20 protein-coding genes are annotated in these 21299 nt (G+C 53.1%); all 20 read right to left on the reverse strand.

All coding sequences use genetic code 11. The features are described 5' to 3' along the window. Window positions 1-127: 127 nt before the first annotated feature. Window positions 128-2506: a TonB-dependent receptor gene (locus J7M22_01890; protein ID MCD6505353.1), complete on the reverse strand. Its 2379-nt coding sequence runs from the start codon at window positions 2504-2506 to the stop codon at window positions 128-130. 29 nt (window positions 2507-2535) lie between these two features. After that, window positions 2536-3345: an energy transducer TonB gene (locus J7M22_01895; protein MCD6505354.1), complete on the reverse strand. Its 810-nt coding sequence runs from the start codon at window positions 3343-3345 to the stop codon at window positions 2536-2538. A gap of 21 nt (window positions 3346-3366) precedes the next feature. Beyond that, window positions 3367-5169 (reverse strand): TonB-dependent receptor, encoded by a 1803-nt coding sequence (locus J7M22_01900; GenBank protein MCD6505355.1) that lies wholly within the window; start codon window positions 5167-5169, stop codon window positions 3367-3369. A gap of 46 nt (window positions 5170-5215) precedes the next feature. Next, window positions 5216-6007, reverse strand: coding sequence for a DUF4198 domain-containing protein (locus tag J7M22_01905; GenBank protein ID MCD6505356.1), 792 nt, complete (start codon window positions 6005-6007; stop codon window positions 5216-5218). 17 nt (window positions 6008-6024) lie between these two features. Next, window positions 6025-6627, reverse strand: a complete 603-nt coding sequence (locus tag J7M22_01910; GenBank protein ID MCD6505357.1) for an HmuY family protein — start codon at window positions 6625-6627, stop codon at window positions 6025-6027. Window positions 6628-6754: 127 nt separating this feature from the next. Then, a complete protein-coding gene (gene feoB / locus J7M22_01915; GenBank protein ID MCD6505358.1) occupies window positions 6755-8749 on the reverse strand; it encodes a ferrous iron transport protein B in 1995 nt (664 codons plus the stop codon). Between the two features lie 13 nt (window positions 8750-8762). Further along, complete coding sequence (locus J7M22_01920) at window positions 8763-8984, reverse strand: ferrous iron transport protein A (protein ID MCD6505359.1); 222 nt, start codon at window positions 8982-8984, stop codon at window positions 8763-8765. After that, entirely contained in the window at window positions 8981-9682 is a 702-nt protein-coding gene (locus tag J7M22_01925) for a metal-dependent transcriptional regulator (protein MCD6505360.1), read from the reverse strand. The genes J7M22_01920 and J7M22_01925 overlap by 4 nt, the downstream gene beginning before the upstream one ends. A 115-nt stretch (window positions 9683-9797) precedes the next feature. Further along, complete coding sequence (locus J7M22_01930) at window positions 9798-11501, reverse strand: arginine--tRNA ligase (GenBank protein MCD6505361.1); 1704 nt, start codon at window positions 11499-11501, stop codon at window positions 9798-9800. A 3-nt stretch (window positions 11502-11504) separates the two neighbouring features. Then, window positions 11505-11915 (reverse strand): ribosome silencing factor, encoded by a 411-nt coding sequence (gene rsfS, locus J7M22_01935; protein ID MCD6505362.1) that lies wholly within the window; start codon window positions 11913-11915, stop codon window positions 11505-11507. Between the two features lie 31 nt (window positions 11916-11946). After that, window positions 11947-12540, reverse strand: coding sequence for a bis(5'-nucleosyl)-tetraphosphatase (symmetrical) YqeK (yqeK, locus tag J7M22_01940; protein ID MCD6505363.1), 594 nt, complete (start codon window positions 12538-12540; stop codon window positions 11947-11949). Further along, a complete protein-coding gene (yacG, locus tag J7M22_01945) occupies window positions 12491-12778 on the reverse strand; it encodes a DNA gyrase inhibitor YacG (GenBank protein MCD6505364.1) in 288 nt (95 codons plus the stop codon). The genes yqeK and yacG overlap by 50 nt, the downstream gene beginning before the upstream one ends. 14 nt (window positions 12779-12792) lie before the next feature. Beyond that, window positions 12793-13386: a nicotinate-nucleotide adenylyltransferase gene (gene nadD / locus J7M22_01950; protein ID MCD6505365.1), complete on the reverse strand. Its 594-nt coding sequence runs from the start codon at window positions 13384-13386 to the stop codon at window positions 12793-12795. Next, window positions 13383-14648, reverse strand: a complete 1266-nt coding sequence (locus J7M22_01955; protein ID MCD6505366.1) for a glutamate-5-semialdehyde dehydrogenase — start codon at window positions 14646-14648, stop codon at window positions 13383-13385. The genes nadD and J7M22_01955 overlap by 4 nt, the downstream gene beginning before the upstream one ends. A gap of 104 nt (window positions 14649-14752) precedes the next feature. Further along, entirely contained in the window at window positions 14753-15637 is an 885-nt protein-coding gene (gene murQ, locus J7M22_01960) for an N-acetylmuramic acid 6-phosphate etherase (protein ID MCD6505367.1), read from the reverse strand. After that, window positions 15637-16275, reverse strand: coding sequence for an SGNH/GDSL hydrolase family protein (locus J7M22_01965; GenBank protein MCD6505368.1), 639 nt, complete (start codon window positions 16273-16275; stop codon window positions 15637-15639). The genes murQ and J7M22_01965 overlap by 1 nt, the downstream gene beginning before the upstream one ends. A gap of 54 nt (window positions 16276-16329) precedes the next feature. After that, window positions 16330-17394, reverse strand: coding sequence for a quinolinate synthase NadA (nadA, locus tag J7M22_01970; protein MCD6505369.1), 1065 nt, complete (start codon window positions 17392-17394; stop codon window positions 16330-16332). 5 nt (window positions 17395-17399) lie between these two features. Next, window positions 17400-18578, reverse strand: coding sequence for a cysteine desulfurase NifS (gene nifS, locus J7M22_01975; GenBank protein ID MCD6505370.1), 1179 nt, complete (start codon window positions 18576-18578; stop codon window positions 17400-17402). An 11-nt stretch (window positions 18579-18589) separates the two neighbouring features. Then, window positions 18590-20224 carry a 4Fe-4S binding protein gene (locus J7M22_01980; GenBank protein MCD6505371.1) on the reverse strand — a complete coding sequence of 545 codons (1635 nt, stop codon included), beginning with the start codon at window positions 20222-20224 and terminating at the stop codon, window positions 18590-18592. An 11-nt stretch (window positions 20225-20235) separates the two neighbouring features. Beyond that, window positions 20236-21147 (reverse strand): DUF362 domain-containing protein, encoded by a 912-nt coding sequence (locus J7M22_01985; protein ID MCD6505372.1) that lies wholly within the window; start codon window positions 21145-21147, stop codon window positions 20236-20238. Window positions 21148-21299: the final 152 nt, after the last annotated feature.

The raw sequence follows: 21299 nt of genomic DNA on the forward strand, positions 1-21299 counted from the left end.
CGAGGGACAAGAGTCTAGAGTCCTTTTTTGTCTCTCGACTCTTGACTCTCGACCCTTGACCATCTTAACCTCAACCTAAACCTTAACCTGTTTTCGCATCCCACTACACTCAGCGATAATATGAGCGTTAGAATTTGATTTCAACTCCACCATAGATTATCCGACCATATACCGGAGCATACATAAAAGCGGCGTCGTCTGTATGTTTCTCAGGCTGGATATAATTCGTAAGGTTCTTTGCCCTTATAAAGAGGTTAAATCTGTCAGACAAGCTTCTTGATACTTTAGCATTGATTATCAAGTGAGGCTCTGTCTCCTTGATTTTGGTTGGTTCCTCCTCATCCATATAGTAGTCGATATACATCGGTCCTTGGTAGTTGCCGTCAAGCACAAAATTCCAGTCTTCAGGAGTGAAACTCAATTTAACGCCTGCTGTATATCGGGGAAGACGAGAGATGTATTTGCTCCTCTCCTGGAAAGGGGTCCCTATCCAGTCTTCTCTTTCGTGTTTATACTGTCCATCGTTAAAGGTGAAATTAACATCAAGAACAAGATTCTTCATCAGAAGAAGATTCCCGCCGATCTCTATCCCCTGAACATAGGCATCGTCGATATTCTTCCACTCATAGGTATAGCCAAGGCTCTTTGCCATTTCCCCCGCTTCTACAAAACCTATCTTGCCTTTAAGGTTTGTGCGAAAGAGATTAGCGCTTACGGAAAACCTGTCTGCCATCTCATAGTCAAGGGAAAGGTTGAAGCCTATAGATTTTTCAGGCTTCAAATCTCCTCCTTTCCACACCCTTGGTGAACCGCTGCAGAGGTGCAAATCTTCAGAGAACCCATAAGGCACCCTGAAGCCTGTCCCCATACTGGCTCTTAAAGTGAAGGATGGGAACGGTTTGTATCTTATCGCGAAACGGGGATTCCAGGCGGTCTCGTCGTATTTAACCGGTGGTACTCCCTCAGGAGCAACCTTGCCAGAACCACGGAAGTTATCCTCAGAGTTGTGGAAGTCATACCTCGCTCCCGCCACTATCTCAAGGGCATCGCTTATGAAGAACTCACCCTGAATGTATGCACCAACCTCATTCGCATGCTTTTCAGATGTAGAGGTATATGGTTCGCCGTAATTCTCGTCATCCTCATCTACAACCACATATTTGCCTGTCTCTTCAAGTCTGTTATGGGAGTATTGAACTCCTGCTAATAGGCGGTGCTTCCCAAAAAGCGGATGGAGGTAGTTCAGATTCAATGCATAAAGGTTCTCCGTAGCAAGATATGGACGCATCTCATCTAAAGGCGGTAATGTACCGTCGTGTGTAGCCATATAGTCGCCGAGAAAGGTATCGTTTGTAGCGTTGCGATGATGCAAGGCATAGGCAAAGGAAATATTTGCTTGACCTCCATGCGGGAACCGCTTTTTATACTTAGCTGTTACTTCATACCTGTTTGTTATGATGCGCTCTGTGGTCTCCGTGAAGGGGTTCTCATAGGTATCGCCAACCAAAACGCCTCCCTGTCTCCACTCATTCAAAGCCTTTCCTGCAACTGTAATCTGGTCATCGCCGGAGATATTATCCGCAACAATACTGAAGCCTGCATTTGTAGCATCCGTCTTAACCCTGTCTGAAACACCGTCAGGTTTTTTCACATCATCAAGATTATCCCCATCGCCTGTTTGGTCAATTGCATCGCCTCCGTGTTTTTGAGCGAAAAGTATAACACCCATGTTATCTTTCCTCATGGATGCAGTGAAACTATATCTATTTGTGTTATAACCTCCGAGCTCAATCTCTATCTTTGCTTCCGGCTTTGAAGGTTTTTTGGTGATGATGTTAATTGCTCCTGCGATAGCACCAGGGCCGTAGAGTGCAGAACCCGCACCCTTTACAACTTCTATCCTATCTATGTTCGCTGTTGCTATTTGTTGTAATCCATAGACACTGGCCAAGCCGGAATAGATAGGCTGACCATCAATTAGAACCTGGGTATGGTCTGGTCCTAAACCTAGGAGTCTTACCATAGTGAAGTTACAATATTGACACTGCTGCTCCACCCTTATGCCTGGTAACCCATCTAAAGCCTCATAAAGCTCTACTGCTCCCTTTTCCTCAATAGCCTTGCTTGTGAGAACCTCTGTGCGAATAGGAACATCCTTCATATATGTGGGAGTTCTTGTCGCGGTAACCACTACTCCCCCTATCTCAAGCAAAGTCTGTTTTAGCTTAAAATCCACCTTTACAGTTCGCCCAGGAGACACCTCCACCTTCTTCACTACAGGCTTATAACCTGCCATTGATGCCATAACCTTGTAAGTTCCAGCAGGCACACCGGAGATAAGATATTCCCCATTTGTACTTGTTGCGGCTTCAAAAGGAGTTCCCTTCACAATGATATTCACCAAAGGAAGTGGATCTCCTGTCTTCTCGTCTATTACCTTACCCTGAATTTCACCCAGGTCTGCTGCGGCTACGATAAAAGGAAGCAGAAAAGCCCCCAATACCATAGCTGCTCTCTCTATCCTTTTCATTTCCATCACTCCTCCTTCCTGACTTCGCTTAACTTAAAGGTTATAGGCACCTTTATCCATAGCTCTCTCTTAAAGGTGTATAGGCTGAGCTTAGGAAAAGGCGATGACCTCCTTATGGCTTCAATTCCGGCTTTATCGAGTATATCGTATCCCGATGATTTCAACACCTTTATATCCCCGACCCTTCCGTCTTCGAGCACCTTAAATGAGATTATCACCGTGCCCTCATATCCCATCCTACGCGCCTGTAACGGATAGAACTTGTTCCTCTCTATCCTTTCACGCACCTTCTCGAGGAACTCGGTCGGCGATTTAACCGGCAACCGAACGGAGATCTCCTGATCAAGGGGAGAAGTATCTTTGAGAAAGGATGGGAGCCCCGGGGGTTTCTCAGCAGGAGCATCCGGGAGTTTTACCGATTGAAACACCGGATACCTGATCGAGGATCTCTCGGTAAGCTTTATTTCCCTTGCTTTACCCGGTGGCAGATTAGAGGGAACGTCAACATCCACGAATTGATAGTCGGTATCCATATCGCTTATCCACCATGCGGATTCGGCATAACTTACCATCGGTTTCACCTCAGGTTTAAAGCGGATGCGATTAGGGGAAAATTTTATCTCCGGCTGGGGATGGACCTCTCTTCTCCCCAGGATTTTTCTGGGTATGCGTTTGGGGTTAACTTTCAATAGATCGACCGATACGGTGGGATTGATCTCCTCTCCCGCCCGCTCGGGGATCAAGAGATATATCGCAGATAGCAAAATGAGATGGGCTGCAACGGAGATCAAGAACGAGCTTGCGAACCTATTCATAGCATGCATCCCCCTTCATGCTTAGAATTTAAAGGTTAACCCGGTTTTGAACTTTATACCTTCCTCACTGGAGAACATCTCCTCATATTTCGTCCCAAATAGATTGTTTATCGTGAAAAATAGAGAGCCTTTTTTCAATATGCTCTGGTTAACCATTAGATGTGTCAGCAAATATGAGGGGAGTTTTTTCTCCCTATACCCAAACCTGGCTCCGACATACTCCTCCACCAGTGTGACGCTAAGACCCAACCTCTCGATGGAGCAGCTTATCTCAACATTCGCCCTGTGATGCGGGCTGTAAGTGAACTCTTTACCGGTTTCCCTGTCCTTCGTCCTCAGATAGGTATACCTCACCGCTCCGAAGAGATAACGGAGGGGTTTCCACTCTATCTCCATCTCAGCTCCCTGCGTGAGCGCTTTCCCGATGTTCCGATATGAGTAGATCTCACCTCGCTTGAGCCAGAACCCCTGGATCATATTCCTGAGATCATTCCTGAACAGGGATGCCTTTCCGTATAAGCTTCCGCCCCTCGCCTCCAGCTCGACGTTATAACCGTTTGACGATTCGGGCAGGAGATCCGGGTTCCCTTTTATCCAAAACCCACGTCCTCCTCGTCCGCCACGCCCATGGCGTGTTTTACGGTAGAGCTGCTTGAACGTCGGTGACTTAAACGCTTTACCGATGGATGTTCGAAGGAGAAGCCAATCGGTAGGCTTGTATAGGAAAGCCACCTTAGGATTAAAATGGCTCCCCCATACCGAGTGATAGTCTAACCTTCCGGCGAGGAGCAGGGAAAGGGCTCCAAGGCTTATCTCATCTTGCAGATATGAGCTTATCATGAAATGCCTCTTTTCAGCGGGCAGATCCCCACCCTCAATTTTATCATGAAGCATCTCCATCCCCGATGTGAGAAGATGGTTCTTGGTTAGGTTTCGCGTCATTTGCATCTCAAATCGGTTTTCCATCTCATCTGTAAGAGTCGGCTTCGGCGCCCCTCCGACGCGGACCTCATCATGGTAGAAGATGCTGTGGTATTTCAACGTGAGCTTGGGAAGGCTCGGCAGATCGAGATCTCCCTTTAACCCTAAATCGAATTTCCTCTCCTTCCAGAAGGCGAGCTTCTCCCTGCGGAATCCTCCCCTCAGAGTCCAGATGCCCTGTTTATCCTTTTCCCATTTAAGCTTCATAAGGATATTCTCAGCGTTACACCAACTTATTTCCTCCTTTCCCTTCAGCCTGTTCGCCGCCGCTGAGATCAGATATCCAATTCTTCCAAAGCTGCAGCCATGAGTTAAGAAGAACGTCTTTGAACCGTAACTTCCGTAGGAGAAAGTTCCGTTCAAGGAGGGTTTACGAGATGGGGATCTGGTGATTATGTTGCATACCCCGCCCACGGCATCGCTACCGTAGAGAACGGAAGAAGGCCCTTTTACCACCTCTACTCTCTCGATAGCATCTGCCGGGATCAGGGTTAAAGGGTGGCGCCCTGTTATCCTCTCCCCATCGAGGAGAATCAGCGTGTATCTTGAAGGCAACCCCTGAATCCTGAGGGCGTCCCTTGTCATAGGGGCGAGGTACGTGTCGAGGTGGATGCCCGGGAGGTATCTCAGCGCTTCCCCGGCATTTAAGGCGTTACGTCTCTTCATCTCCTTTCCGTCAACCACTACCGCCGGGACAGGTGTATCCTCAAGAGGATGGCTCGTTTTAGTGGCGGTGACGATTATCTCTTCCATTTTAACCTCATCCGTCTGTTCATCCGCCAGGGCGAGTGGATGAACGAAGAAGAGTGTGATGACGAACCATATTGAGACGACCCTGCTCATCGTTATCCTCCTCAAGGTTAATTTGGGGGCGCAACGCCATGCGCCCCTACCTCACTTCAAACGTCAAAGTGGCCGTATAGGAAAGAGAATCACATTTATCCCTCAGCTCCTCCGTCGGGGGCACCTTGTGGTTCACCTTGATCATCCACTGCCCCCAGTGGATGAGCCTTATCCTCGCCTTTCCCCTTCCGTCGGCGGTCGTGGCGTAAGCGAAATCATCGCCTGTGGAAAATCCGTTGTAAGTGGCCAGCACACGGCAGTATTTCAGCGGTTTCCCGTCGAACAGAACCTGAACGGTCATGAAATGTCCGCCACACCCTTTGAGATTTGCGGGGTTTTCAAGGGGGATTATCTCAAGTTTATGCCCTAATGGTCTGGAGAGGGAGTCCGGTCCCTTGCCGACGCTTATTATCGCCTTGGCATACTGTTCGTAATATGAGCTGAGGATGACGTTCTTCAAACCTGTTTTGGGAGCCGCTTTGTGATGTATTTTACCCTCCTCCAGATACATCGTGTAGAAACCGGGCTTCATCTCGGCCGCGAGTATATACGTGCCTTCCATCGGAAACCGAAGCTCCGTAGCACCGAAACCGCCCGGGTTGGGTTTGAGCTCCTTGGTCTGACCGGAAGGGCTGATCAGATAGAAGCTCTTCAAATATCTCTCCGAGTCAAATAGGTCATCAACGGGGAAGCGATGTCCCCATCCGAAGTAGGCGACGCTTCCTCCTCCCACCACAGGGTAATAGTCGGAAAGGTTCAGCCACATGGTATGACCGAACCCTACCGTCGGGAAGATCAGGAGAGCGGCTATTAGGATCAAAACCCTCCTTTTAAACATCTTCACATCTCCTTGGGTTATTTAGTCTTCAGGTTAGTCGTCCCATCGGGCTGATAGGCATATTTGAAGGTGATAAACCCACTGCGCCCTTCCTTATCGTAGTAGTCTAAAATCTGCATCTTCGCGTATTTACCGTCTGCCGTTCTTATCACGAACACCTCCTTTTTCGAGACGAGGAGGGGAGGCATCCCTCCCTTCATCTCATACCAATCCTTCATGGCAGGGTTGCCGCTGTATTCGATGGGCGGCATACCGGGATGTTCCCACTTCAGCATCTCATCCACCACGTAACCCTCCGTCGGTGCGGTCGTGACGGAGTCGAAATCCACCGCTCCCATGTTCACAACTCCTCCTTTCCCCGGTCCGCTCGTTCCACAGTTCACCCTGATCTTGAACCTCTGGAAACCGATATCCCACTCTGTTGATGTAGTGGGGTTGGAAATCGTGACGGGGCTTCCTGATGAGAGGCTGAAATACGCCCACGCCTCCTTGCTTGAGGCGTCTATCATGTGCTGGAAGACCGGTAAGGCCTCGACTTCCTCCTTCTCCTCAGCGCATCCACACAAAAGGACGAGGAAGAGTGGAAACGCTAAGGCCGGTTTGAAAACACCCTTTAACATCAGAAGCTGCCTCCTCTCCGTTTGATTTTGGGTTATCCCCAATTTGCCTAATCCAACTTAGTTAGTCTTGCCTAACTTGCAGGTTCAAAAAAATTTGCGGCTGGCCGAAGCCGGCCGCAAAGATAGACTAGAATATTCTTCCCACCTGATAGATAATCACGGCGACGAGCCACCCCAGAGCGAGCGAGTAACCTACAGCGAGCCCCGCCCACCTCCATCCGGCCTCACGCTTGATCACGGCTATGGTGGCGATGCACGGTATATAGATCAGGCTCATCACCATAAAGGCATAGGCCGAAAGCGGGTTGAAGCTATGTGCCAGTGCCGTCCTCAGATGCTCCTCCCCGCCGTAGAGGGTGCCGAGCGTTCCCACGACGACCTCCTTGGCCATTATCCCGAAGGTAAGGGCAACAGCAGCCTGCCAGAACCCAAATCCGGCCGGAGCCAGAAGCGGGGCGAGGATGTGTCCGAGCCTTCCTATCAAGCTCTGTGAGCTTCCGTACTCCACACCAGGCGGCAGGGAGGCCAGCAGCCATATCAGAATCACCCCTGCCAGGATCACCGTCCCCGCCTTTCTCAGGAACATGCTCGACCGCGTCCACATCAGAAATATCACGTTCTTCGGTGTCGGCATCCTGTAGGGCGGGAGCTCCATGATGAAGGGGGCGACCTCCTCCTTGAAGAAAAGGGATTTGAAGATGCGGGCGACCAGAACGGCGAGGACGATCCCCAGAAGATAGAGCGAGAAAACCACCAATCCCTGATGTCTCGCGAAGAACACGCCTGCGAATAGCATATAGATGGGCAGCCTCGCCGAACAGCTCATCAACGGGTTAACCAGTATGGTCAATATCCTGTCCTTCCTCGACTCGAGTATCCTGGTTCCCATGATGGCGGGCACGTTACAGCCGAAGCCCAGAAGCATCGGTATGAAGGATTTGCCGTGCAGCCCCAGCGCATGCATCACCCTGTCCATCACGAATGCCGCCCTCGCCATGTATCCCGAATCCTCCAGGAAGCCGAAGATCAAAAATAGGAGCATGATGTTGGGCAGGAAGACCAGAACGGAGCCGACGCCCGCTATCAGACCGTCGCCGATGAATGATCCGAGCCATCCCGGCGCCCCGATAGCCTCCAAGGCGGAGCTGCTCCAACCGCTGAGCCGTCCAAATCCGGCATCTATCAGATCCGCTATCGGGTTGCCGAGCTTGAAGACCAGTTGAAAGGAGAGCCACATGAAGAAGAGGAAGATCGGTATTCCCAGGAACCTGTTGGTCACGACCTTATCCACCCTGTCGGAGAAGGAGATCTTTCCTCCCAGGCTCGGCCTTCGTCTGACACACTCCCTGGCGAGCCCGTGGATAAATCCATATCGTCTCTCAGCGAGATACGTCTCCACATCTTCCCCGATCTTCTCCTCCACATCCTTCAGTATTTCGTCCACCCTCGCCTTCATCTCGCCTGGTATCAGCTCCTCCATATCGGGATCACCCTCAAGCAGCTTGGTGGCGGCGAAGCGTGGGGGATACGGGGTTTTGATCTGCGATATGATCTCTCCGATCTCCCCTATGATTCTTTCCAGCTCTTCGCCGTAATTGACCGTCCTGGAGGACTGATCCAGGTCTCTCCTTTCAGCAGCCTCCAGCACGGCTCTTCTGAGCTCCTCTATTCCCTCTCCTTTATGTGCTACCGTCGGAACCACGGGTACACCGAGAAGTTCTGATAGTCTTTCATGATCGATCTCCATCCCGCTTTTCCGTGCCAGATCCATCATGTTCAGACACACCACCACGTTCTGTCCCAACTCCAACAGCTGGATCACCAGATAGAGATTGCGCTCCAGGTTGGAGGCGTCGACGATCGTCACCACCACGTCCGGGTTTTCGGTCACGAGGTAATCCCTGGCGATCTTCTCGTCTATCGAGTAGGCGCTCAGGCCATATGTTCCGGGCAGGTCTACCACATTTACCTTTGTATCGCCGTGCTGATATTCCCCCTCTTTCCGTTCCACCGTCACGCCGGGCCAGTTTCCCGTGCGTTGGTGCGATCCGGTCAGCGCGTTGAAAACGGTGGTCTTGCCGGAGTTTGGGTTGCCCGCCAGGGCGATGGTAATGGAATTCATCCCATCTCCTCCTTCATCTTTCGGGAACAACGAGGATTTTATGTGCCATGCCGAATCCTATCCCGATCCTCAGGTTACCTTTAGCGATTATAACCGGACCGGGGCCGTTTTGAAGCACATCCACCACGTCGCCGGGCCTAACGCCGATCTCCATCAATCTGTGTAATATCCCTCTGCCGCCGGCGACGTTCACCACTCTCACCCTTCCTCGCCCCACCATAGATAGAGGTATCATGACTTCCTTTCCACGATCACCGATTCGGCCTCTTCCTTTCTGAGGGAGAGGTGATACCCTTTCACCTTGACCTCCACCGGGTCTCCCAAGGGTGCGACTCTGATCACCTCGACCGTTTCGCCGAGGACGATCCCCATGTCCAATAGCCTTCTTTTGACCGGGCCTTCGCCCCTTAGCTTCAGGATTTCTCCCTTCTCACCCGGCTTAAGCTCCCTAAGCGTTATCCCACTCATGCTTCCACCTCTCGGGCAATGTTCGGGTCTTTGGCCCGTCTCGATGAAATAGTGAAAGCTCGTGAGCCACAGAGGCTCTCCTTCCGGGCACTCCTCGATGAACTCAATGAAAGCCAGCATCCTCTCCAGTCCTTCGGCGCTGATATGGTGCTCTATGGCGCAAGCGTCCGTCCCCGCCGTCTCCGGAGGCAGCCCTAGTACCTCGTTGAAGAACCGGTAGAGGGTTTTGTGCCTTCTGTAGATCTCCCTTGCGACGGAGGCTCCCCTCTCGGTCAACTCGACATACCCATATCGCTCATGCACCACGAGCCCCTTCTCCTGCAAGGTCTTAAGGGCGCCGACCACCGAAGGGGGCTTGATCCTCAATTTCTCAGCGAGATCCTTCACCCTTACGACCTTTTCTTTAAGCCCCGTGACCCAGATCGCCTCAAGATAATCCTCAAGACTGGGAGTTAAGGCTTCCATCCGTCTCACCTGTCGCTTGGACTAAAAATGTTAGGCTAGGCTAATTATAACATCGGAAGGAGAGTTTGTCAAGTCTTTGAGGGTTTTCGATAATCGGGCTTCGAGATAGAAGGGCTTACATCCTCTCCGGCGCCCTTATGCCTAGAAGGGAAAGCCCGTTGCGGATCACCTGGCCAACTGCATCGGCCAATATCATCCTGGCCTGGGTTAAAGGCATATTCTCCCTATCCAGGACGCGGTGTCTATCGTAGAAGGCGTGGAACCTGGTGGCCAGATCCAGAAGGTAATAGGGTATCCGATGGGGTTCAAGTGACTGGGCAGCGCCGAGGATAACTTCGGGATATTGGGCCAGAGATCTCATCAGTGAGACCTCCTCATCGTTGCCCAGGAGCGATAGATCCACCCGCTCTATGGGCCATCGTTCTATGCCGCGCTCGGCCGCCTGGCGGAATATGCTGCAGATACGAGCGTGGGCGTATTGGATGTAGAAGACCGGATTGTCGTTGGCTTGGCTGATCGCCAGATCCATATCGAAATCCAGATGGGTCGAATGGCTGCGCATGACGAAGAAGAATCGGGCAACGTCCACAGCAAACCTCTCGTCAACCGTCTCGGCGAGCTCATCCAATAGATCCGCCAGGGTTATAAACTCGCCCTTCCGCTTGGACATCTTGACGGACTGGCCGCCGCGGACCAACCTGACCATCTGAACGATCATGATCTGAAGCCTTTCGGGATCTATCCCCATCGCCTGGATGGCGGCTTTGAGCCTGACGATGTATCCGTAGTGATCCGGTCCCCAGATATCTATAACCCTATCGAAGCCCCGCTCGAATTTGTCGTAGTGATAGGCGATATCCGGCACAACATAGGTGTATTCGCCGTCGCTCTTTATGAGGACCCTGTCCTTATCGTCGCCGAAATCGGTCGATCGGAACCAGACAGCGCCGTCCCTCTCATAAAGATAACCCTTTTCCCGCAGCCTCTCCAGTATCATCTCGGGTTTCCCGGAATCCCTTATCGCCTTCTCGCTGGTCCAGACGTCGAAGAAGACCCTGAACCGCTCGAGGTCCCGTTTTTGCCACTCGACCATCCTGGCGCATCCGATCTCCCTGAACAGCTCCAGCCGCTCCCTCTCGTCCATTCGAGCTAGATCATCGCCACGTTCCTGGATCAGTGATTTGGCAAGCTCCGTGACGTATTCCCCCTTGTATCCGTCCTCAGGAAAGGGGACGTCGTTACCTATGAGCTGTTGATATCGGGCCTCGATCGATTTTGCGAGCCTATAGGCCTGGCCACCTGCATCGTTTATGTAGAACTCCCTTGTGACATCATACCCAACAGCCTGAAGGATGTTGACCAGGGAATCACCCACTGAAGCAGCCCTTCCGTTTACGACGTTAAGCGGGCCGGTGGGGTTGGTACTGACGAACTCGACCTGGACCTTTTTCCCTTTACCCAGGTCGCATCTGCCGAAATCCTCCTTTTGTGAGGTTATCTGGCGCAGGAGGTTCTCGAGCCAGCCCTTTGAAAGCTTTATGTTTATGAATCCAGGTCCGGCTATCTCGACTGACTCTATCAGTCCGTCCGCGGAATCCATCCGCGAGACGATTTCCTCCGCCACTTTTCTGGGCTGGGTTTTAATTCGACTGGCGAGTTCCAGGGCGACCGTACAGGCCAGATCGCCGAATCTTTCATCACGCGGCCTTTCCAGCTTCACCTTGGGGATCTGGACTTCCGGAATAACGCCCTGGGATATAGCCTTATCTATCGCCTGTTCTATCGCTCGAGCGATCCTCTCTCTGACCTTCCCAGTCACCTTTTATTCCTCCTCAAATTCCCCAATAAGTTCTTCGATATCAAACTCCAGAGGTATCTCCTCCGGTTCCCTCTCCTCAGGGGGCTCGCCGCCGAGCTCTATCATGGGCGAATCAGCCCAGAGCCTCTCGAGCTGATAGAACTCCCTCGCCTCCTCCAGGAAGACATGAACGACCACGTCGATGTAATCCAGAACGACCCAGCTCGTCTTCGGCGGCCCCTCACGGTGATAGGGTCTCATATCGTGTCTCTCAAGCTCATCTTCGATCCCACGGCATATACTCTCCAGATGTATCTCGGAGTTGGCGGAGCATATGACGAAGAAATCGGTGAAGGTATTGTGATCCCTCAGATCGACGATTATGACGTCATATGCGAGTTTATCAAGAGCGGCCTTAGCGGCCAGCTCCGCCAAGGCGTATGAGTCCTGATTTTCAGGCAAGCGATCAACCTCCTCGAATCTGAGACGTCACCGCCTCCACGGCGCTGTTATGGGCGGCGACCGTCCTGGGATGAATCATCACCCTGCCCTTGCCGAGCACATAGATTATCTTCTGTTTAGACGTCTCCAGCAACGCCTCGTCCAGATCTCTAAAGGCCAGCCTCCTCACCTTATCGCTTTCCGGGTATCCTCTTGTCGGGTCGGCGTAATCAGCGATGTAGATGATCTTATCCAGCAGGCTCATCTCCCCGTCGCCGGTGGTGTGCAGTCTGATCGCCCTCAGGATCTCCTCATCCTCCACGCCGAACTTGTCCCTGGCCACATATGCGCTGACGATGGGATGCCACAGCGCCGGATATCTCTTCTCTATCTCATCCAGCTCCACCCCGTACTCGTATATCTTCTTGATAAGCAGCGCTGGGGACATGCATTTGGCGCAATCGTGAACGAGGCCGGCAAGCTCGGCTTTGGCCGGGTCGTAACCATGTCTTTCGGCGAGCTTGGCGGCCAGCTCGGCGACGGCGAGCGAATGAGTGAACCTTTCTTCATCAAGCATCTCCTTCAGCTTCTCGATGATCTTCTCCCTCGAAAAATCCATCTGGATCGTCCTCCGCTGTGAACGCTTTGACCAATAACTTTTTCTCCCCCTCGCTCAGTGACTCCGCCCCTGGAAGCGGAACGCTGATCTTATACTCCTCGCTGAGCCATCTTCCCAGATCTATAAGCTTACATCGGGGGCTACAGAACGGGAATCCGGGTGGAAGATCATGGGGGCCGGAGAACCTCGCCTCAAACTCCCTGCCGCACACCGGGCACTTAAGCCTTACGACCTTCATCGGATCTCACCCCTTCACATCTCCCTCTCACCGTAGAGGGAATGCTGATAGATGTAATCCTCAACTTTTTTAGGCACCAGATACTTGATGGAACGTCCCTCCCTGACTCTCCTCCTTATCTCGGAGGATGAGATGTCAACGGCGGTGATCTGGAAGAAGATGACGCGATCGAGGATCGATTTCGGCACGTCCTTCGGCTTATATCCCGGCCTGGTCGTGACTATAAGCTTACAGATTCTCAGAAATAGCTCATAATCCTTCCACGTCGTAAGGGTAGGCAGCAGATCTGAACCTATTATCCAGGCGATCTCCGTCCTCTCGCCGTATCGCCTCTTGAACTCCCTTACCGTATCCACGCTGTATGAGGGGCCCTCCCGGTCAAGTTCCACCTTGGAGATCTGAAAATGCGGGTTGCCCTCTATGGCGAGGGCGGTCATGTTGTATCTATGGATCGGATCTATTATCTCCGGTCCGCTTTTATGAGGGGGAACGGAGGCCGGGACGAATATCACGATGTCGAATCCGAAATGGTCGTGAACCTCCTCCGCACTTATCAGATGTCCTATATGTATCGGGTTGAACGTTCCCCCCATTATCGCTATCTTCATTCTCGAACCTGTCCGTTGCCGTAGATGATGTATTTCTGCGTGGTCAGATCCTCCAATCCCATCGGGCCACGACAATGGAGCTTCTGTGTGCTTATGCCCATCTCGGCGCCCAGTCCGAACTGATATCCGTCCGTAAACCTTGTTGAGGCGTTCACGTAGACGGCCGCCGAATCCACCTCGTTTATGAACCTCTGGGCGTTTTGATAGTTCCGTGTGACGATGGCGTCGGAGTGATGCGAGCCGTAGGTCATGATATGATCTATCGCCTCATCGAGGCTATCGACAACCCTGATGGAGAGGATCAGATCCAGATATTCCGTGTACCAATCCACCTCGGCCGCTTGGGTGATCTCCAGGTCCGAGCAGATCTGACGTGTTCTCTCACACCCTCTGAGCTCTACGCCCGCGTCGAGGAATTTCCTGCACATCCTGGGCAGAAACTCAGGTGCTATCTTAGAGTGCACCAGCATAGTTTCCATGGCGTTACAGGTTCCGGGGCGCTGAACCTTGGCGTTGAAGCAGATATTTACGGCCATTTCCAGATCGGCGGATTCATCCACATACACGTGACAGATCCCCTCCTCATGCCTGACAACGGGAACGGAGGAGTTCTCCACCACCGTTCTTATAAGCCCTTTCCCTCCGCGAGGTATGATCAGATCTATGTATTCATCCAGCTTCAGCATCGTCATAACAGCTTCTCTGTCGGTGGTCTTGATCATCTGAATGCAATTATCAGGTAATCCGGCCGTTGCGGCTGCATCCTCGAGTATTCCGGCGATGGCCAGATTGGAGTTAATCGCCTCTGATCCCCCGCGGAGTATGACGGCGTTTCCGGATTTGACGCACAGCCCAGCGGCATCCGCGGTGACGTTCGGCCTCGACTCATATATGACCCCCACAACCCCTATCGGCACTCGCATCCTTCCTATCAACAACCCGTTTGGCCGTCGCCACATCCTGGTGATCTCCCCGACGGGATCAGGCAGGGCGGCTATCTGCCTCAGTCCATCCGCCATCTCGGCTATTCGCTTATCGGTCAGCGTCAGCCTGTCGATAAACGCCTGAGATAACCCCTTTTCCCTCGCCGTCTCCACGTCCTTCCTATTGGCCTCCTTCAGCTCCTCCGCCTTTTCAAGCAGATTGTTTGACATTATCAGAAGGGCGGTGTTCTTAACATCGGAGGAGACATTAGCCAGTTTAGCGGCGGCTTTTCTGGCCGCCTGAGCTATTTTGAGAACCTCAGCCTTGATTTCCGACATATTTCCCTCCCGAGTGGATATCAACTTGAAGTATAGCAAAGGGTGATTATCAGGTCAAGATCTCCGATAAACTGCAGGGGCACAAGGCCTTGCACCCCTATGCCTCATCGAATGATCTTCCTCAGATTTCCCTCTGCCTCCTCGAGCAATCTCTCTGCCGTTTCCCTGTCAACCTTTCTTCTGATCATGACGATCGCCGTCTTAGCGCTGCCGCCTGCCATGGAGAGAAACCGTCCGGCGGTTTCATAATCCACGCCCGTAAGCTCCCCTATTATCCTCTTGGCTCTATCGACCAGTTTCAGATTCCATGCCTGAACGTCCACCATCAGGTTGTCATATACTTTGCCGAGCCTGATCATGGAGATGGTGGTGATCATGTTGAGGATGAGCTTTGTGGCAGTTCCGGCCTTCAGCCTGGTGGATCCGGTGATGATCTCCGGTCCGACGATCGGCGTGATGAAGTGATCGACGTATTCCCTGGTCTCCTCAAGCGGAGGGGTGCAGCATAGGAAGATGGTCTTTGCGCCTATCCGATGTGCCTCCTTGAGGGCGCCTAGGACGAAAGGCGTTCTGGCGCCGGTAGCTATGCCGATGACCACATCCCTGGAGGTGACGCAGTGGTTTCTGATGGCCGCGGCACCGTCCTCGGGATGATCCTCCGCCCCCTCGACCGCCCTGTGAAGCGCCTGATATCCGCCGGCGATTATCCCCTGAACCATGGAGGGGTCTGTGCCGAAGGTGGGCGGACATTCGGAGGCGTCCAACACGCCCAGCCTGCCGCTCGTGCCCGCCCCGACGTAGAAGAGCTTGCCGCCCCCCTTGAAGGTATCGATCACCATCTCCACCGCCCGGGCGATCTCCTCTCGCTGCTTCCTCACGGCCTCCAGCATGGTCTCCTCCTCCTGGAGGAAGATATCGATTATCTCCGGCACGCTGCGAAGGTCGATCCCCTTAGACCTGGGATTTCGCTCCTCGGTTATGAACCTCATCACACCTCAAACCCTAAGCTTTTAAGCCATGTGAGGGCGATCAGCGCGTGACCATAAGGATTGGGGTGAACGCCATCCTCCGTCCATCTGAACCCGGGTCTGGAGAGGATCGCCCTCCTAAAAGCCCTGTTTACGGGAACCAGTATCGCATCATAGTTTCTGGCGAATCCCCTGATGGCCTCGTTATAGGACGATAAAACCCTGTTGGGACAATTCCCCAGCTCCTCACCGATGACCGACGTCTCCATCAGGATCAGGTTCGCCCGCGTGAACCTGAGGGTTTCCTCGATCAGTGTGCGATAGATGGCGATAAAGTCGTTGAGGGGTACCGCCATATGAGGCCGTCCGTCGAATCTCCTCCACACGTCGTTTATGCCGATAGATATGGATACCCAATCGGGCTTCAGATCTATCACATCCTCCTGCCATCTCTCCCTCAGTTCGACGATCCGGTTGCCGCTGACCCCCTTGTTGATGAACTGGATCTTTCTGCCGGGATAGGCGACGGTGGTGAGGGTGGCGATGATCGAGACGTAGCCATATCCCAGACCGTTCGGATCCCCATCCCTGCCGGCGTCAGTTATACTATCGCCGATGAACACCACCCTCTCCCCATTCCGGATGAGAAATTCGTTCATTTTCAGCCCTTCCTTTATCCCATGACATCTCAGATTATACTCAGCCATTTACCGTTATTTGGCCGTGGCTTCGAGCATCCTGTTGATCGCAAGGCCGGCGTAATGCTTGACCTCATCCGATATCTTCACCACGTTCACCTCGCCCAGGTGTTCCAACGTGTAAAGGAGGTCGCGTAGGTTGATTTTGTACATGTTCGGACAAAGCGATCTGGAAAGTTCGACGACGGTTTTGTCCGGATTCTCATAGGCCAACCGGCTGACAAGGTTTATCTCGGTGCCTATGACCGTGGTTGAGCCGGCGGGAGCCTCCTCGACGAACCGGACGATGAAGGCCGTGGAGCCGTTATAATCTGCGAGATTGACCACATCCTCCACGCATTCAGGATGAACCACGATCTTGCCATCGGGATATCTCCGTCTGGCCCTCAGGATGTGATCGACCGTGAACCAGATATGCACGTGGCAGTGGCCGCTCCAGAGGATCAACTTCGCCCTTCTGATCTCCTCCTCGCTGTTACCACCCAGCTCAGGCTGGGTGAAATCCCAGACGATCCTCTCATCCCTGGGTATCCCCATCACGTTAGCGGTGTTCGTGCCGAGATGTTGATCGGGCAGGAAGAAGAGCTTCTCCTTTTGGGAGAAGGCCCATTCGAACAGCTTCAGGGCGTTCGACGACGTGCAGGTAGCCCCTCCGTGTCTTCCCACGAACGCCTTGACGTCGGCGGAGGAGTTGACGTAGGTGACGGGGATAACCCTGTCCTGCCCGCAGATCTCCGTTATCTGCGCCCATGCCCTCTCCACGTCCTCCAGATCGGCCATATCGGCCATCGGACAGCCGGCGGTCGGTTCGGGATGTTGGACCACCTGATTTTCGCCGGCCAGGATAGCTGCGCTTTCGGCCATAAATCTGACGCCGCAGAACACGATATATCTGGCATCCTTCCGTTCGGCGGCGTTTCGGGAAAGTTGAAGGGAATCACCGCGGTAATCCGAAAGCTCAACTATCTCCCTACGCTGATAGTGATGTCCAAGTATCACCAGCTCATCGCCTTTCTGGCGTTTGATCTGGCGTATTCTCTCCACAAGTTCAGCGTCCTCACCGCTCATGGATGTATCCATGACTATCACCTCCGTTTTCTCATGGCATCGGCGTAAAGCGGCGACATCATCCTAAGCCTCTCGACCACCTCGGCCACCTTTTCGATCGTGTAATCCATCTCCTCCTCGGTGTTGCCTGAGCCGAGGGAGAACCTGACCGAGCCGTGAGCGAGTTCCGGCGGAACCCCCAAGGCCATCAAAACGTGGGACGGCTCGAGCGATCCGGAGGTACAGGCCGATCCGGTCGAGACGCATATCCCATGCATGTCCAGTCCCAGAACGATGCTCTCGCCCTCGACGAACTCAAAGGAGAGGTTCACCGTGTTTGGGATTCGGTTTTGAGGATGCCCGTTCTGACGGACGAATTTCACCCTTTTCATTATCCCCTCTTTGAGCCTTTCGGAGAGCTTCCAGAGGTGTTCCCTCTCCCGATCCATATTTTTGAGGGCGAGCTGGGCGGCCTTACCGAGTCCCACTATCCCGAGCACATTCTCGGTTCCGGCCCGCCTGTTCCGTTCGTGATGTCCGCCGTGGATGAGCTTCTCAAGCCTCATCCCCCTGCGGACGTAGAGAGCGCCCACGCCCTTCGGACCGTAGATCTTATGGCCCGAGAGCGATAGCAGGTCAACCTGAAGCTCATCCACACTGAGGGGGATCTTCCCGACGGTCTGAACGGCGTCCGTATGCAGCGGGATTCCCCTCTCCTTGGCGATCCTTCCGATCTCCTCAAGCGGCTGAATCGTGCCGATCTCGTTGTTCGCGTGCATGATCGTTATCAGTACGGTCCTATCGGTTATCGAGTCGACGAGCTGGTTCAGATCCACCACTCCGTATTCGTCCACCCTCAGATATGTCACCTCAAATCCCTTCCTCTCCAGATACTTACATGTGTTGAGCACGGCGTGGTGTTCGATGGCCGAGGTGATTATGTGGTTTCCCTTATCCTTGTTGAGAAAAGCCACACCTTTGATGGCGAAGTTATCGGATTCCGTCCCGCCGCTCGTGAAGACTATCTCCCTCGGATCGGCGCCGATCAGCTCCGCCACCTGTTCGCGTGCCTCATCTATCGCCTCTCGAGCCTCACGCCCGTATGAGTGGACGCTGGAGGCGTTGCCGAACTTATCCCTGTAATAGGGAAGCATCGCCTCCAGAACCTCAGGATGAACAGGCGTTGTGGCGTTGTGGTCGAGATATATCCTCTCCATGCTATCGCCTCCTAGACTCCTCTGTTTCCGGTATATCTCTCCTTATGCCTGACCTCCCCCCTCGCCGTGACCCTTATCCCGGGCTCCTCCGCGATCGGACATTTGTTCTCGCATATGCCGCATCCGATGCAGAGATCGGTCACCACATATGGGAGAAGCACCTTGATCCTCCTATTGGTCTTCTGTTCGAAGACCTCCGTCTCCCAGAACTTGATCGCCTTTTCGGGCACCGGGCAGTGTTCCTCGCAGACCAGGCAGTTTATATGTTCGTTCCATGCATAGCACTTGTTCTTGTTGATATACGCCGTGCCCATCTTGAACTTCTGCTTCTCCTCCATCGACAACTTCCTTATGGCGCCAGTCGGGCAGACCTGGCCGCAGGTGTTGCACTCGTATTCGCAGTATCCGACTTTCGGCACGATTATGGGCGTTCCGATCGCCTCCACCCCTCCCTGAAACAGGGCGGGCTGAAGTGCGTTCGTCGGACACGCCTTCATGCATTCGGCACATCGGATGCATTTGTCCAGAAACTGCTCCTCCGGAAGTGCCCCCGGCGGCCTTATCAGAAACGGATTGAAGCTCTTCTCCTGAACCTTGAGTTTCATTATGGGCAACGCCAGGGCTCCCAAAGCGGCGGCTTTGATGAAATTCCTGCGGGATGTAGCCAACCCCTCAGGAGCGAACTCCCTCTCCTCCTTTCTAAAGGGGGAGGCGAGCTTGAAGCTTATCGCGCCAGTGGGACATACATACTGGCAGGTGAGACACAGCGTGCACTCCTGAGGATGATATCCTCTCGGGTTTTCGGTTATGGCCGCCATCCTGCATTCCTCCTGACATCTGCCGCAATCGATGCATTTCTCGGGATCGACGATCCTGCGTATCAGGCTGAACCTGGCGCAGGCACCGAAAAAAGCGCCTAAAGGACAGAGATAACGACACCAGAACCTGGGATGATACCTGACCATAAACAGAATGGCGGCGAAGATCAGGAGGAAGAGGAGTTGAAGCTGAAAGACAGGCTGTTCCTCGGGCAGGAATCTATCCCTGAGGAAACCGTAGATCGGCTCGGATATCCTGTTTACAACAGGAACGCGGTAGAGAGGGCCGAGCAACAGATCTATAACCTTGCTCAGATACGGATAGATCAGGATGCCATAGCTCCTGGTCACGATGCTTATCGGGTCCATCAGCCACAGGAGCTGCGTGCTGAAGAGAGCGGCGGCGATGAGGAAGATCAAAACGTAGTATTTGAAGTTCCTCAAACCTCGCGAGTGTTTTATGCGGACCTCCCCCTTGGGTTTTCTGCTCTTTGGACGCATGATCCTGTCCACGAGATCGAGCGTGGTGCCTAAGGGGCAGATCCAATTACAGAAAAACCGACCTAATAGAAAGGTGAGAACGGTAAGCCCTATGGCGAAGATGAACCTTTCGGCCAGCACAGATCCGGATCGGGAGGATATAGAGGTGAGAAATCCGGCCAGCGGATCGAATCTCAGAAAGAGATCCCTCGGCACGATCGGCTCCTCACCTTCGAAGATGTAGACCGTCCTGATTATCAGCCAGAGGAAAAGAAAAAAGAAGCCGAGCTGAACGGCTCGCCTCAACGTGATGGCTCTGAGGAGCCATCTTCTGATCTTTCCCAGCATAAGTCCTCCCTTCAGATCCTGATCTTCCTGATCTTGAGCTTGTCCAAACTGATCTCCCCTACACCCATCCTGTGAGCATTTCTTATATATCCGATATCCTCCCCTTTCAATCCGAAGAGGGTCGAGCCGAGGGAGTCGACGGCCACGATGTCGGTGCCCACTATCACCTTTTTGGTCAACCTCACGTCCTGTAAGCTGCCGCCCGTCGGACCATGTGCGATCAATATCCTGTAGGCGTCGAGTATGTCAAGATTTGGTTTTATCCTGGTGGCAAGGTCGGCCAGATTCTGATGCAGGTTAGGATGTAACGCCCCTCTTTCGCCGCCGAGTATACCCATCAGGTTTTTGATCGCCATCGTTAATCTCGCGGCGGTATGGTGCTTGGCTATCGGGACGTTTATCAATACGTCCGCCTCGAGAGCTTCGGTGAACATAGGCCAGGATTTGATGTTCTCCCCTTCAGGTATCGCCACCTCTTTGATCTTTCTCTCGTCCGGATAGATCACCTTTGCGCCGGCCTTCTTAGCGGCCTTCTCTATCCTGCTGCGACGGTATGTCATCCGGGGCGATTCACAGGGGATGTCGAAGACCTTAACCTGCTTCGCCCCGGCTTCCAGGCACATCCTCACGACCTCGGCCACCACATCAGGATTGGTGGTGGCGGCCTGTTCCGGTCTCCTGTTCCAGGCGATGTTGGGTTTGACGGCAACGACGTCTCCCTTTTTAACGAACCTCCCCATGCCCCCTATCGTCTCGACGGCCTTTCGGACGATTTGGGCGGGATCATCACCCTCGACCAGGACGAGGTCGGGATACGTTTCCTCCGCGGCGCCTATTTTAATCAGCGCGGGTGCAGCATAAGCTGCCAAGCCGCCTATAGCGGCTTTTTTGATAAATTCTCTCCTTGAAACCCTTTTCGGCATCTGATCTATCCCCTCCTTAGCCTATTATCAGCCTCATTTTCTCCTGGAACTCCTCGATAGATGAGGACTTCAGGGCCTGCCTGTGCAGCATCTTCAGCGCCTCTGTGTCCTGTATCTCGTTTATCTGTCTCATCAACCTCAGGGGAACCGTC

The organism is Candidatus Poribacteria bacterium, assembly GCA_021162805.1.
Lineage (GTDB): Bacteria > Poribacteria > WGA-4E > B28-G17 > B28-G17 > JAGGXZ01.

Excerpts from the sequence above, each read along its gene's own strand:
- J7M22_01980 (MCD6505371.1), bottom strand. The coding sequence starts at position 20,224 with ATGCTGGGAAAGATCAGAAGATGGCTCCTCAGAGCCATCACGTTGAGG.
- nifS (MCD6505370.1), bottom strand. The coding sequence starts at position 18,578 with ATGGAGAGGATATATCTCGACCACAACGCCACAACGCCTGTTCATCCT.
- nadA (MCD6505369.1), bottom strand. The coding sequence starts at position 17,394 with ATGGATACATCCATGAGCGGTGAGGACGCTGAACTTGTGGAGAGAATA.
- J7M22_01890 (MCD6505353.1), bottom strand. The coding sequence starts at position 2,506 with ATGGTATTGGGGGCTTTTCTGCTTCCTTTTATCGTAGCCGCAGCAGAC.
- yqeK (MCD6505363.1), bottom strand. The coding sequence starts at position 12,540 with ATGGATTTTTCGAGGGAGAAGATCATCGAGAAGCTGAAGGAGATGCTT.
- J7M22_01905 (MCD6505356.1), bottom strand. The coding sequence starts at position 6,007 with ATGTTTAAAAGGAGGGTTTTGATCCTAATAGCCGCTCTCCTGATCTTC.
- J7M22_01985 (MCD6505372.1), bottom strand. The coding sequence starts at position 21,147 with ATGCCGAAAAGGGTTTCAAGGAGAGAATTTATCAAAAAAGCCGCTATA.
- nadD (MCD6505365.1), bottom strand. The coding sequence starts at position 13,386 with ATGAAGATAGCGATAATGGGGGGAACGTTCAACCCGATACATATAGGA.
- J7M22_01920 (MCD6505359.1), bottom strand. The coding sequence starts at position 8,984 with ATGATACCTCTATCTATGGTGGGGCGAGGAAGGGTGAGAGTGGTGAAC.
- murQ (MCD6505367.1), bottom strand. The coding sequence starts at position 15,637 with ATGAGGTTCATAACCGAGGAGCGAAATCCCAGGTCTAAGGGGATCGAC.
- J7M22_01910 (MCD6505357.1), bottom strand. The coding sequence starts at position 6,627 with ATGTTAAAGGGTGTTTTCAAACCGGCCTTAGCGTTTCCACTCTTCCTC.
- J7M22_01955 (MCD6505366.1), bottom strand. The coding sequence starts at position 14,648 with ATGTCGGAAATCAAGGCTGAGGTTCTCAAAATAGCTCAGGCGGCCAGA.
- feoB (MCD6505358.1), bottom strand. The coding sequence starts at position 8,749 with ATGAATTCCATTACCATCGCCCTGGCGGGCAACCCAAACTCCGGCAAG.
- J7M22_01925 (MCD6505360.1), bottom strand. The coding sequence starts at position 9,682 with ATGGAAGCCTTAACTCCCAGTCTTGAGGATTATCTTGAGGCGATCTGG.
- J7M22_01965 (MCD6505368.1), bottom strand. The coding sequence starts at position 16,275 with ATGAACGAATTTCTCATCCGGAATGGGGAGAGGGTGGTGTTCATCGGC.
- yacG (MCD6505364.1), bottom strand. The coding sequence starts at position 12,778 with ATGAAGGTCGTAAGGCTTAAGTGCCCGGTGTGCGGCAGGGAGTTTGAG.
- J7M22_01900 (MCD6505355.1), bottom strand. The coding sequence starts at position 5,169 with ATGAGCAGGGTCGTCTCAATATGGTTCGTCATCACACTCTTCTTCGTT.
- J7M22_01895 (MCD6505354.1), bottom strand. The coding sequence starts at position 3,345 with ATGAATAGGTTCGCAAGCTCGTTCTTGATCTCCGTTGCAGCCCATCTC.